Annotated in this window: 12 protein-coding genes; 7 read left to right on the forward strand and 5 right to left on the reverse strand. The window is 73.1% G+C overall.

What is annotated here, in order from left to right; all coding sequences use genetic code 11:
• On the reverse strand, positions 1 to 103 hold a 103-nt coding region (locus ABD329_RS33825; protein ID WP_158786612.1), incomplete at its 3' end, for a biotin carboxylase N-terminal domain-containing protein.
• Between the two features lie 344 nt (positions 104 to 447).
• Between ABD329_RS33825 and ABD329_RS33830 the strand changes: the two genes are divergently transcribed.
• Complete coding sequence (locus ABD329_RS33830) at positions 448 to 900, forward strand: hypothetical protein (RefSeq protein WP_309142883.1); 453 nt, start codon at positions 448 to 450, stop codon at positions 898 to 900.
• Between the two features lie 62 nt (positions 901 to 962).
• Here the strand turns inward: ABD329_RS33830 and ABD329_RS33835 are convergent, their stop codons facing one another.
• The 4 genes from ABD329_RS33835 to ABD329_RS33850 form a co-directional block, all read right to left on the reverse strand.
• Complete coding sequence (locus ABD329_RS33835; RefSeq protein WP_198280491.1) at positions 963 to 1568, reverse strand: Maf family protein; 606 nt, start codon at positions 1566 to 1568, stop codon at positions 963 to 965.
• A 145-nt stretch (positions 1569 to 1713) separates the two neighbouring features.
• Positions 1714 to 1845, reverse strand: a complete 132-nt coding sequence (gene mmpB / locus ABD329_RS33840; protein WP_020870724.1) for a morphogenic membrane protein MmpB — start codon at positions 1843 to 1845, stop codon at positions 1714 to 1716.
• A gap of 94 nt (positions 1846 to 1939) precedes the next feature.
• Positions 1940 to 2146, reverse strand: a complete 207-nt coding sequence (locus tag ABD329_RS33845) for an acyl-CoA carboxylase subunit epsilon (RefSeq protein WP_086883216.1) — start codon at positions 2144 to 2146, stop codon at positions 1940 to 1942.
• Positions 2147 to 2168: 22 nt separating this feature from the next.
• Positions 2169 to 3767, reverse strand: a complete 1599-nt coding sequence (locus tag ABD329_RS33850; protein ID WP_198280490.1) for an acyl-CoA carboxylase subunit beta — start codon at positions 3765 to 3767, stop codon at positions 2169 to 2171.
• 261 nt (positions 3768 to 4028) lie between these two features.
• On the opposite strand from ABD329_RS33850, the gene ABD329_RS33855 reads away from it, so the two are divergent.
• The 6 genes from ABD329_RS33855 (at position 4029) to hutH (ending at position 12715) form a co-directional block, all read left to right on the forward strand.
• A complete protein-coding gene (locus ABD329_RS33855; protein ID WP_198280779.1) occupies positions 4029 to 4916 on the forward strand; it encodes a biotin--[acetyl-CoA-carboxylase] ligase in 888 nt (295 codons plus the stop codon).
• A 146-nt stretch (positions 4917 to 5062) separates the two neighbouring features.
• Positions 5063 to 6241 carry an adenylate/guanylate cyclase domain-containing protein gene (locus ABD329_RS33860; protein ID WP_198280778.1) on the forward strand — a complete coding sequence of 393 codons (1179 nt, stop codon included), beginning with the start codon at positions 5063 to 5065 and terminating at the stop codon, positions 6239 to 6241.
• Between the two features lie 295 nt (positions 6242 to 6536).
• Positions 6537 to 8099, forward strand: coding sequence for a cytochrome P450 (locus ABD329_RS33865; protein WP_198280777.1), 1563 nt, complete (start codon positions 6537 to 6539; stop codon positions 8097 to 8099).
• A 258-nt stretch (positions 8100 to 8357) separates the two neighbouring features.
• Complete coding sequence (locus tag ABD329_RS33870; RefSeq protein ID WP_198280776.1) at positions 8358 to 9152, forward strand: enoyl-CoA hydratase/isomerase family protein; 795 nt, start codon at positions 8358 to 8360, stop codon at positions 9150 to 9152.
• A 312-nt stretch (positions 9153 to 9464) separates the two neighbouring features.
• Positions 9465 to 10583 carry a GGDEF domain-containing protein gene (locus ABD329_RS33875; RefSeq protein WP_344317376.1) on the forward strand — a complete coding sequence of 373 codons (1119 nt, stop codon included), beginning with the start codon at positions 9465 to 9467 and terminating at the stop codon, positions 10581 to 10583.
• Positions 10584 to 11170: 587 nt separating this feature from the next.
• Positions 11171 to 12715 (forward strand): histidine ammonia-lyase, encoded by a 1545-nt coding sequence (gene hutH / locus ABD329_RS33880; protein WP_198277368.1) that lies wholly within the window; start codon positions 11171 to 11173, stop codon positions 12713 to 12715.
• Positions 12716 to 12796 lie beyond the last annotated feature (81 nt).

Below are 12796 nucleotides of genomic sequence, written 5' to 3' on the forward strand. Positions count from 1 at the left end.
CCGGATCGGCGTAGACGGCTACGCTCGCGATCCCGGCATCCCGGCAGGCACGGGCAACACGGACAGCGATCTCGCCACGGTTGGCGATGAGCACCTTGCGCACGATGGCTCCCTCCTTGAAACAAGCCGAGTTTAGGTACAGGCAACACCTCGCGCCGAGCAGACCCCGGGCGTGAGCTTGACCACACGGAGCGTGAACCTCGCGCTGGACGAACGTCCGGCTCCCCCGTCGCTCCACGGTACGCCCGGTTTTCGGGGCCGTGGCGCGGTCCGCGATGTGGGCAAGGTCTCTGGCGCGCCGTGCTGCGGCGCTTCACGTTTCTTTGTGGAGACCCTACGAATGCCGGGCGGAAACTTTGCCACGGCGTTCAGCTCGTCCACACCTCTTGTGGCGGCGCGTACCCGTTAGTAGCGTGCTTCGGCACTGACAGAGTGGAGGGGATCGCGGTGGCGCGCAGACCAGTGGCCGCGGTGGCGGCAGTGACGCTGATGGTCGAGGCGGTCGGCATAGCGCTGCTGAACTGGATCCTCGGCCTGGTCGTGGACCGTCAGCAGATGTCCTTGGGCGGCATGGACACCGACGCGATGTCGATCGGGACCTGGGTCGCGGGCGGCCTCTTCGGCCTCTATCTGCTGGTGTGCGGGGTGGTGCTGCTGCGCACCGCCGTGCGCGACCGCGCCCCCGGCCGCCTGGCCCGCATCCTGCTCATCACCTGTGCGGTGGTGCACGGGCTGTTGGGCGCGTTCTCGGTCGGCCTGGTGGGCTGGGCGGCGTTCGCGTTCATGATGGTGGTGCTGGGGTTGATCGTGCTGAGCCTGCTGGGGTACGAGGCGGAATCGCCCGCCAAGCCCTCCGCCGAGGCCGCGGGCGGCGGTCAGGACGCCCCCAGCCCGGCCTGAGCGGGGAAAGGATCCAGGGAAAGCCCTAAGGGAAGTCCAGGGAAACGCCTAGCCGGAATTCCCTAGTCGTTCCAGAGGTCCGTGATCCGCACGTCCAGTTCGCCGAGCAGTCGGCGGAACAGCGGCAGGGACAGCCCGATCACGTTTCCGGAGTCGCCCTCGATGCCGTCGATGAACGGCGCCGAACGGCCGTCGAGCGTGAACGCGCCCGCCACGTGCAGTGGTTCGCCGCTGGCGACGTACGCCGCGATCTCCTCGTCCGTCGGCTCGCCGAAGTGGACGGTGGTGGACGCGGTGGCCGAGGTGCGGCGGCCGCTCGCCGTGTCGATCACGCAGTGCCCGGTGCGCAGCACCCCGGCCCGGCCGCGCATCGACTTCCAGCGGGCGGTGGCCTCCTCGGCGTCGGCCGGTTTGCCGAGCGCCTGACCGTCCAGCTCCAGCACCGAGTCGCAGCCGACGACGAGGGAGCCGGCCGTCTCCGGTAGCCCGGCCACGGCGGTGGCCTTCGCCTCGGCCAGCACCCGGGCCAGCTCGGCGGGGGTCTCGGCGCTGATCGCGTCCTCGTCCACCCCGCTGACGATCACCTTCGGCGCCAGTCCGGCCTGTCGCAGCAGCCCGAGCCGGGCGGGCGAGGCGGACGCGAGGACGAGAGTGCGCTGCGCAGTCATGCGCACCAGGGTAAGCCGCTCCTGGAGAAGGCCCGCTGCTGCGGGTGTCCGGCGGATCTTTCCCGTCCCCGCCCCAGTTGCGGGAAGGGGCGGGGAGGGGAGCAGCCCGCCGCAGGCGTACGCGTACCGCCGGGCAGGACACCCGCTACGGCCACATCCCCAGGATGCACATCGCCAGCAGCACGGAGACGGTCAGCACGGTGCGGGCGCGGCGGAGCATGGCCTCGGCGCGCCGCAGTTCCTCGGGCGGCTCATCGGGCGGCTCGGACCACAGCATGAATCCGATCCTGAGGCCGGAGACGCCGGGGCGCCTGAGTACGCGTACTCAGGCGCCCCGGCGCGAAGCTGCCATTCGGCCCGCCGCGGACCGCTCAGGCCGGCCAGTAGGTGGTGCGCCACGCTTTGGGACCCGGGTGCGGCACCCGGTGGCTGGGGACGGTGCGGGCGGGGTCGGACCACTCCTCCGGATCGTCCTCGGTCTGCGCGGCGGCCATGGCTGCCGCCGCGCGTGCTTGCACCACCGCCAGAGTGGCGGCCAACTCCTCGGGGGTCGGGTTGCCCCGGACAATACGGATCATGGAACAGCCCTTCGCTAGGGGGCTAGAGGGGGATGTTGCCGTGCTTCTTCGGGGGCAGCGCTTCGCGCTTGTTCCGCAGCGTCCGCAGACCGCGGACGATGTGGCGACGGGTCTCGGAGGGCATGATCACAGCATCCACATACCCCCGCTCGGCCGCGATATACGGATTGAGGAGGGTGTCCTCGTAGTCCGCGATCAGCTCGGTCCGGGTGGTCTCCGGATCGTCGGAGGAGGCGATGGTGCGCCGGTGGAGGATGTTGACCGCGCCCTGGGCGCCCATGACCGCGATCTGCGCCGTGGGCCAGGCCAGGTTGAGGTCCGCGCCCAGGTGCTTGGAGCCCATCACGTCGTACGCGCCGCCGAACGCCTTGCGGGTGATGACCGTGATCAGCGGGACGGTGGCCTCCGCGTAGGCGAAGATCAGCTTGGCGCCGCGCCGGATGATGCCGTTGTACTCCTGGTCGGTGCCGGGCAGGAAGCCGGGCACGTCCACGAAGGTCAGTACGGGCACGTTGAACGCGTCGCAGGTGCGCACGAAGCGCGCGGCCTTCTCGGAGGCGTCGATGTCCAGGCAGCCGGCGAACTGCATCGGCTGGTTGGCCACGATGCCCACCGGGTGGCCCTCGACCCGGCCGAAGCCGGTGATGATGTTGGGCGCGAAGAGCGCCTGCGTCTCCATGAACTCGTTGTCGTCCAGCACGTGCTCGATGGCCTTGTGCACGTCGTACGGCTGGTTCGCCGAGTCCGGGATGAGGGTGTCCATCTCCCGGTCCTCGTCCGAGACCTCCAGATCGGCCTCGTCGGGGAAGGCCGGGGGCTCGGAGAGGTTGTTGGAGGGGAGGTACGACAGCAGCGCCTTGACGTACTCGATGCCGTCCTTCTCGTCCCCGGCCATGTAGTGCGCGACACCGGAGGTGGTGTTGTGGGTCCGGGCGCCGCCCAGCGCCTCGAAGCCGACGTCCTCGCCCGTGACCGTCTTGATCACATCCGGCCCGGTGATGAACATGTGCGAGGTCTGGTCGACCATCACCGTGAAGTCCGTGATCGCCGGGGAGTAGACCGCCCCGCCCGCGCACGGGCCCACCACCAGGCTGATCTGCGGGATCACCCCGGAGGCATGGGTGTTGCGGCGGAAGATCTCGCCGTACATGCCGAGGGAGACCACACCCTCCTGGATGCGGGCGCCACCGGAGTCGTTGATGCCGACGACCGGGCAGCCGGTCTTCAGCGCGAAGTCCATGACCTTGACGATCTTCTCGCCGAACACCTCCCCGAGCGCCCCGCCGAAGACCGTGAAGTCCTGGGAGAAGACGGCCACCGGGCGGCCGTCGACCGTGCCGTAACCGGTCACGACCCCGTCCCCGTAGGGCCGGTTCTGGTCGATGCCGAAGTTGGTCGAGCGATGCCGGGCGAACTCGTCGAGCTCGGTGAAGGACCCCTCGTCCAGGAGGAGGTCGATGCGTTCGCGCGCGGTCAGCTTGCCCTTGGCGTGCTGCTTCTCCACCGCGCGCGCGGACCCGGCGTGGGTCGCTTCCGCGATGCGGCGCTTCAGGTCCGCGAGCTTCCCCGCGGTGGTGTGGCGGTCTGGAATCTCGGGGGCGGTCTCCGGCTCGGTGGACATCGGGATGCGGCTCCTGCTCGTCCTGGGGGTGGATACGGCGGGTCTTCAGGATCGGGAGAACGGGGCTTCAGGATCGGGGGAAGGCGGGGAACGGGGTCGTACGGGTCGTGATCGTGATCAGACGGGTCCTGTCGGGTTTTCGGGGGTTCCGGACCGTTCGGCGGCTTTGCGCTGGCTGGGCTACCGGCACGTAGCGTATCGGCGGCACCGCCTGGTGGCACTGCGTCGTTGGCCACACCTCCTGACCCTAGGCTGGCCCCCATGACGCCTTCTGACACCTCAGGGAGCCCAGGTGACGCGCGCGGACGCTGGTCCGACCTGGAGCGGCCACCGCTGAACGCCGCCGCGCTGCGCCGGGGGCTGGTGCGGCCCGGCGGGCTGTGGACCGAGCTCGAGGTGGTGCGGGCGACCGGCTCGACCAATACGGATCTGGTCACCCGGGCCCGGGCCGGAGCCCCCGAGGGCGCGGTGCTCATCGCCGAGGAGCAGACCGCGGGGCGCGGCCGACTCGACCGCGCCTGGACGGCCCCGGCCAGGTCCGGGCTCTTCTTCTCCATCCTGCTACGGCCCGGCGAGGCCGGCGTGCCCACCGAGCGCTGGGGCTGGCTGCCGCTGCTGGCCGGGGTCGCGGCCGCCGGGGCGCTCAGCCGTGCGGCGGGTGTGGACACCGCGCTGAAGTGGCCGAACGACCTGCTGGTGACGGTCGCGGGCGAGGAGCGGAAGTTCGGCGGGATCCTCGCCGAGCGGGCCGGGGACGCGGTGGTGATCGGCATGGGGCTGAACGTCTCGCTGCGCGCCGGTGAACTTCCCGTTCCCACCGCCGGGTCGCTGGCCCTGGCGGACGCCATCTCCACCGACCGCGATCCACTGCTGCGGGCCGTGCTGCGCTCGATCGCGGAGTGGTACGGGGAGTGGCGCCGGTTCGAGGGCGACCCGGGGGCGAGCGGCCTCCAGGAGACGTACGCGGCGGGCTGTGCGACCCTCGGGCGCCGGGTGCGGGCCGAGCTCCCGGGCGGCCGGGAGCGCGTGGGCGAGGCGGTCGCGATCGACGGCGACGGGCGTCTGGTTCTGGCCACAGAAGGCGGGGTTCAGGAGCCGGTCTCCGCCGGGGACATCGTGCATCTACGCTCCGTACCGAGGGAGGAATGACCCTCCCGCGCGAGAGTGAGCTACGGCACACCTGACGTATCGTGGTCGCGGTCGGTCCAGCTCGGGGCGGCTGTGAGCGAGCTCGGGACCGGGCCGGGAAGAGGGAACGGAAGGGCAGTGCGCAGGGATCGGACAGGGGGCGGGCGGTGACCGCCGACGACGCGGGTTCCGGCACGGCCGAGGAGCGCGAGGTGCTGGACGCCGCCGCGCCCGACGGGGCCGTACGGGACACCGGGGCGCGGGAGAGCGCCGCCGCGGAGGCCCCCGACGACGAGGACCAGCCGGACCCCATCGCGCTCCGGCTGGAGCAGCTGATCCTCGGCGCCGAGCGGCGCTACACCCCCTTCCAGGCCGCCCGCAGCGCGGGTGTCTCGGTCGAGCTGGCCACCCGCTTCTGGCGGGCCATGGGCTTCGCCGACATCGGCCAGGCCAAGGCGCTGACCGAGGCCGACGTACTGGCGCTGCGCCGGCTGTCCGGTCTGGTGGAGGCCGGGCTGCTGAGCGAGCCGATGGCCATCCAGGTGGCGCGGTCCACCGGCCAGACCACCGCCCGGCTCGCCGACTGGCAGATCGACTCCTTCCTGGAGGGGCTCACCGACCCCCAGGAGACCGGGATGACCCGGACCGAGATCGCGTATCCGCTGGTCGAGCTGTTGCTGCCGGAGCTGGAGGAGTTCCTGGTCTACGTCTACCGGCGCCAGCTCGCGGCCTCGACCGGCCGGGTGGTGCAGGCGGCGGACGACGTCGAGATGGTGGACCGGCGGCTGGCGGTCGGCTTCGCGGACCTGGTGAGCTTCACCCGGCTGACCCGGCGGCTGGAGGAGGAGGAGCTCGGCGAGCTGGTCGAGGCGTTCGAGACCACGGCCGCCGACCTGGTGGCGGCGCACGGCGGACGGCTGATCAAGACCCTCGGCGACGAGGTGCTCTACGCGGCCGACGACGCGGGCATCGCCGCCGAGATCGCGCTGCGTCTGATCGAGACGCTGACGCATGACGAGACGATGCCCGAGCTGCGGGTCGGGATCGCGTTCGGCACGGTCACGACGCGGATGGGCGATGTCTTCGGCACGACGGTGAACCTGGCCAGCCGGCTGACGTCCATAGCCCCCAAGAACGCGGTCCTGGTGGACGGCGCGTTCGCCGAGGAACTGAGCCGCACCGGGGAGGCCCCGGTGTCGGAGGCGGAGGCCGCGGAGGCGGCCGCCGCGGCGGAGAAGGAGGGCGAGGAGCCGCCCTCGTACCGCTTCGCGCTCCAGCCGATGTGGCAGCGGCCGGTGCGTGGCCTCGGGGTCGTGGAGCCGTGGCTGCTGAGCCGTCGCGCGTGAGCCCGTGCGGTGTCGCGGGCGGTGTGGGCGCGCCCGGAACGTTCCGGGTGGCCGCGTCCGGATCATTGCGACGGCTCCGGCCGGATCGTTGCGACGGCTCCGTCCGGATCAATCCCACGGCTCCGGCCGGATCGTTCCGGTGGCGCCGACCGGATCACTGAACTGGGCGCGGCGCGGGGCCTGTTGGGCTAGCCTACGTCCGCAAGATCCACTCGGTGGATCCCAGGTCCTGTCGTCGAAGTAGCACCGTCCGCGTCCGCCCGCGGGGTGGGCCCGGCGGTGTCCAGGAGCACGTGTGACCCAGCTTTTCGATTCGAGTGCTCACCGCCCGGGCGCCTTACCCCCGCCGGGCTGTCCCGCCCACGGGGAGACCGGCGCCGAACCGCTCCACGCGCCCGAGTTCGGGGCGGACCCCTTCGCGGTCTACCGGCGGCTGCGCGAGGCCCACGGCCCGCTCGCGCCGGTGGAGCTGGACAGAGGCGTACCGGCCATGTTGTGCCTGGGGTACGACACGGCGCTGGAGGTCATGCGGCGCCCCGAGACCTTCTCCAAGGACCCCCGTCACTGGCGGGACAGGAACGAGGGCCTGCTGCCGGAGGCCAGCTACGCCCCGCAGGTCATCAGGGACCGGCCGCGGGTCGACTTCGTGGACGGCGAGGAGCACCGGCGGCTGCGCGGCGCCATCGAGGACACCACCGGCCGGATCGACTCCAGCGCGCTGCGGAACTATGTCGAGCGCATCGCCGACTCGCTGATCGACCAGTTCTGCGAGGCGGGCGAGGCCGAGCTGATCGGGACGTACTGCGCACTGGTCCCGATCATGGTGACCAGCCAGCTCTTCGGCTGCCCGCAGGAGATCATGGACCGGCTGCTGCGGGGCGTGGCGGCGTTCATCGACGGCTCGGACCCGTCGGGCGGGGACCGGACCTCGGGCGCGGCGCTGCGCGAGCTGATCGACCTCAAGCGGCGCGAGCCGGGCGCCGACATCACCTCCTGGCTGATCGCCCATCCGGCGCGGCTGACCGACGAGGAGCTGATCGAGCAGCTGCTGCTGCTGATCGGGATGGTGACCGGGGTGGTGCCCGGTCTGATCGGCAACGCCCTGCGGGTGCTGCTCACCGACGAGCGGTTCTCGGGCGAGCTGATGGGCGGCAGCATGCTCGTCGAGGACGCCCTCGACGAGGTGCTGTGGACGGACCCGCCGCTGGCCAACATGGGGCTCTACTTCCCGGTGCACGACACCAACCTCGCCGGGAAGCGGTTGCGCGCGGGCGACGCCGTGATGATCAGCTTCGCGGCGACCAACCGGGACGCCCTGCTGCGGTCCCCGCACAAGCAGGGCAACCGGGCCCATCTGGCGTTCGGCGCGGGCGCCCACGCCTGCCCCGGCCGCTCCTCGGCCCGGCTGATCGCCTCCGTCGCGCTGGAGAAGCTGCTGGACCGGATCCCCGATCTGGCGCTCGCCGGGGAGATCGAGGAGCTGAAGTGGCTCTCCGGGATCTTCGTACGGGGGGTGATCACGCTGCCGGTGCGGTTCGCCCCCGTTCCCAGGCCGGGGAGCCGGCGCGGCGCACCGCCCGCCGCCCGCCCGGGGGAGCCGGGCCCGCAGGGTCCGCAGGGCCGGCCGGGCTCGCCGGGCCGACCGGGCTCGCCGGGCCAGTGGCAGGAGGCGCCGCCGGGGACGCCTCCGCCGCCGCCCATCCCGCCGATCTCATTGCCGTTCGCCACGGACGCGGCGGCCGCGGCTGAGCCCCCGACGGGGTCGGAGCCGGGGGCGGATCCGGAGCGGGCGGAGGACGGGCAGAAGCAGCAGTCGATCCTCCTGGGCTTCCTGAACCGGTGGCGGCGGGCCCGCTAAGCGCTCCGCGGAAGTGCGGCGAGGTGTGGTCGTTCGTCCGCGGCTGCGTCGTGGCCGGTCGCGCCTGCGCGGCGGAGCCGCATATCGACACAGCCCCGCGCCCCTTCGGGGCGCTGCCCGAACCGTAGCGGACTTCGGATGGGCGCCGTCGGGTGGGCGCCGGCTCCCGTCCGGGTGGCTCACAGGTTCCGCACGCCCCGGGGAGCTGGAATGATCGCGGACAGTGGTGTTCACGGTCGTTAACCGGGAGGGTGCGTGATGAGTGAGCAGCGGTACGGGGAGTGGGTCGCGGTCCGCAGGGACGGCTTCGTGGCCGAGCTGGTACTGGACCGGCCCAAGGCCATGAACGCCGTCTCGTCGGAGATGGCGCGCTCCATCGCGGCGGCCTGCGCGGCGCTGTCCGAGGACCGTGACGTCCGGGCCGTGGTGCTGACCTCGACCCATGAGCGGGCCTTCTGCGTGGGCGCCGACCTCAAGGAGCGCAACTCGCTCACCGACGCCGAGATGATGCGGCACCGGCCGGTCTCCCGCGCCGCCTACACCGGGGTGCTGGAGCTGCCGATGCCCGTCATCGCCGCGGTGCACGGCTATGCGCTGGGCGGCGGCTTCGAGCTGGCCCTGTCGTGCGACGTGATCGTGGCCGACCCGACCGCCGTGGTGGGGCTGCCCGAGGTGTCGGTCGGGGTGATCCCGGGCGGCGGCGGCACCCAGCTGCTGCCGCGCCGGGTGGGCGCCGCGCGCGCCGCCGAGCTGATCTTCTCCGCGCGCCGGGTGGCCGCCGCGGAGGCCCACGCCCTGGGCCTGGTGGACCGGCTGACGGCGGAGGGCGAGGACCGGGCCGAGGCCCTGGAGCTGGCCCGGGGCATCGCCGCCAACTCCCCGGTCGGCGTGCGGGCCGCCAAGAAGGCGCTGCGGCTGGGGCAGGGGCTGGATCTGCGGGCGGGTCTCGAGGTCGAGGACGCGGCGTGGCGGACGGTGGCCTTCTCGGGGGACCGCGCGGAGGGTGTGGCCGCGTTCAACGAGAAGCGCCCGGCGAACTGGCCGGGGGAGTAGCGACCCCGGACCGGGAGGTGACGGACTTTTCGGCAGGGGGAGTAGCGGACCCGGACCGGGGAAGTTGACCGGATCCGGGGAGCGGCCCCGGCCCGGGGGAGCGCAGCGGCCACCGGGGGTGACCGTTCGCTCGGATACCCGGGGTGAACGGCCCGCAGCGGATTGTTCTCGACGTTCTTACGCTGGAGAGCAGAGCGAACGATGCATGGCCGTGAGGAATGCGAGGCCGTCGTGACGGACAACGGGGAGATCGGCGGGCGGCCCGGCGGGGTCGACGGACGATTGCGGGCCGTCGTGCGGCTCGCCCAGGAGATGGCGGCGGCGCACACCCCGCAGGAGTCGATGGGTGCGGCGGCCGAGGCGGCCTGCCGCGCCCTCGGCGGCAGCTTCGCGGCGATCTCGATGTGGGAGCGCGAGCGGGGGCGGCTGCGGGTCCTGGTGAACGTGGGCGAGCTGATGGCGGGCGAGGAGCGGCTGCCGGAGGACGAGTCGTACCCGGTGCACGACTTCCCGGAGATCGCCGAATTCGTGCATGAGCACTGGGCCGCGGGCGGGGAGCCGCACGCCTGGGTCGAGACGGCCGAGGGCGTGGGCACCGGCACCGGCACCGGCGTCGGCTCGGCCCCGCCCAGCGGCAGCTGGGGAAGGGTGGCCGCGCTGCGGCGGCGTGGCCGCGGCAGCTGTGTGGTGGCCCCGATCGTGCTGCACGGGCGGGCGTGGGGCGAGCTGTATGTGGCCCGGCCGGCCGGGCGGCCCGTCTTCGACCGCGACGACGCCGACTTCGCGACCGTGCTGGCCTCGGTGACCGCCGCCGGGCTGGCCCAGACCGAGCGCCTGGAGGAGGCCCGCCGCCTCGCCTTCACCGATCCGCTGACGGGCCTCGGCAACCGGCGGGCGGTGGACATACGGCTGGACGAGGCGCTGGAGGCGTACCACGCGGACGGCACGGTGGTGAGCCTGGTGGTCTGCGACCTCAACGGCCTCAAGCGGGTGAACGACACCCTCGGCCACGCGGTCGGCGATCGCTTGCTGGAACGATTCGGCTCATTGCTGTCCATATGCGGCGCGATGCTGCCCGGGGCGCTGGTGGCCCGGCTGGGCGGCGATGAGTTCTGCCTGCTGGGGGTCGGGCCCCCGGCGGACGAGGTGGTCCGGGTGGCCGATGAGCTGTGCCGGCGGGCGGCGGAGCTGGAGCTGGGCGAGGGGGTGGCCTGCGGGATCGCCTCCACGGGCGATCCGATCGGCCCCGTGCCGTCGGCCCGCCGCCTCTTTCGGCTGGCGGACGCGGCGCAGTACCGGGCGAAGGCGGCGCGCTCGCAGAAGCCGGTGGTGGCGGGCCGGGATGGGGGTGCGGAGGACGCGGTGATCCGCCTCGCCGACACCTCGCCCGCCCACCCCCCGGAACGCCGCCGCTTCCGAGGCCGCCGCTAGCCCCCACTGCGAGCTCCGCCCTGGGGTCCGCTCCTCAAGCGCCGGAGGGGCTGGAATGCAGGGCTCCGTCCTAGGGCTGGTGCAGGGCTGCGGCGGGCTTCGTTCCGCACCCCCGGCCTCTTCCCGATTCCGGGGTCGGGCCCCCGGCCCCCGCGCCGGGGCTCCGCCCCGGGCCCCGCTCCTCAAGCGCCGGAGGGGCTGGAATCTGGTGCAGGGCTGCGGCGGGCTTCGTTCCGCACCCCGGCCTCTTCCCGATTCCGGGGTCAGGCCCCGGGCCCCTGCCGGGGCTCCGCCCTGGGGTCCGCTCCTCAGGCGCCGGAGGGGCTGAAACGGCCTCCCGTCCCCTGGCTCCGCTGGGGACTCGGGGCGCGGCCCCGCTGACGCGCGGGGTTCGACCCGCAGGGCGCGGGAGCGCAGCCCGGGACGGTGGTCTGGGGGCTCGGGGCGCAGCCCCGGTTCGGGGTCGGGGCGGAGCCCCGCATTGCAGCCCCTCCGGCGCTTGAGGAGCGGGGTCGGGGGCGGAGCCCCGGAAGGGACCGTGGGTAGCGGGGTGACAGGCGGGGATTCACTCTCTAGGGTGCCTGAATATGGATATGCACACTGTGGTGGTGGGGACGTCCGGAACGACCGCCGACGATGTCATCGCCGTAGCCCGCGGCACCGCGCGCATCGAGATCTCCGAGGCGGCCCTCGACGCCGTCTCCACCGCGCGGCAGGTGATCGACGACCTGGCGGCCAAGCCCGAGCCCGTCTACGGCGTCTCCACCGGCTTCGGCGCGCTGGCCGTGCGCCACATCAGCCCCGAGCTGCGCGCCCAGCTCCAGCGCAACATCGTGCGCTCGCACGCCGCCGGCATGGGCCCGCGGGTGGAGCGCGAGGTGGTGCGGGCGCTGATGTTCCTGCGGCTGAAGACGCTCGCGTCCGGCCGCACCGGCGTCCGGCCCGTCGTGGTGCGGACGATGGCCGCGCTCCTCAACGCGGGGATCACCCCCGTCGTGCACGAATACGGCTCGCTGGGCTGCTCCGGCGACCTGGCCCCGCTGTCCCACTGCGCGCTGGCGCTGATGGGCGAGGGCGAGGCCGAGGGCCCCGACAAGGCCGTGCGGCCCGCCGCCGAGCTGCTGGCCGAGCACGGCATCGAGCCGGTCGAGCTCCGCGAGAAGGAGGGGCTCGCGCTGCTCAACGGCACGGACGGCATGCTCGGCATGCTGATCATGGCCTGCGCCGACCTCGCCCGGCTCTTCACCGTCGCCGATGTGACCGCCGCCCTCTCGCTGGAGGCGCTGCTCGGCACGGACCGCGTCCTCGCACCCGAGCTGCACGCCATCCGCCCCCACCCGGGGCAGGCCGCCAGCGCCGCCAACATGCTGCGGGTGCTGGCGGGTTCGGGGCTCACCGGGCACCACCAGGACGATGCGCCGCGGGTCCAGGACGCGTACTCGATCCGCTGCGCCCCGCAGGTCGCGGGCGCCGGCCGGGACACCCTCGCGCACGCCCGGCTGGTCGCGGAGCGCGAGCTGGCCGCCGCCGTGGACAACCCCGTGGTGCTGCCCGACGGGCGGGTGGAGTCCAACGGCAACTTCCACGGCGCGCCCGTCGCGTACGTCCTGGACTTCCTGGCCGTCGCCGCCGCCGACCTCGCCTCGATCGCCGAGCGCCGCACCGACCGGCTGCTGGACAAGAACCGCTCCCACGGCCTGCCGCCCTTCCTGGCCGGCGACCCGGGCGTGGACTCGGGGCTGATGATCGCCCAGTACACCCAGGCCGCGCTGGTGAGCGAGATGAAGCGGCTCGCCGTGCCCGCCTCCGTCGACTCCATCCCGTCCTCCGCCATGCAGGAGGACCATGTCTCGATGGGCTGGTCGGCGGCGCGCAAGCTGCGCACGGCGGTGGACAGCCTGGCCCGCGTGCTGGCCGTCGAGCTGGTCGCCGCCACCCGGGGCATCGAGCTGCGCCAGGGCCTCGAGCCCGCGCCCGCGAGCCGGGCGGTGCTGGCGGCGGTGCGCCGGGCGGGCGTCGAGGGGCCGGGCGAGGACCGCTATCTGGCGCCCGACTTGGCGGCCGCGGAGGCGTTCGTACGATCCGGAGAGCTGATCGAGGCCGTGGAGTCGGTGACCGGCTCCCTGGACTGAACCGGGCCGGACTGAACCGGGCCGGACTGAACCGGCCCGGACTGATCCGGGCCAGGGGCCGGTGCGCACTCAACGCGGCCC

This window comes from Streptomyces javensis (genome assembly GCF_039525925.1).
Classification (GTDB): domain Bacteria; phylum Actinomycetota; class Actinomycetes; order Streptomycetales; family Streptomycetaceae; genus Streptomyces; species Streptomyces asiaticus.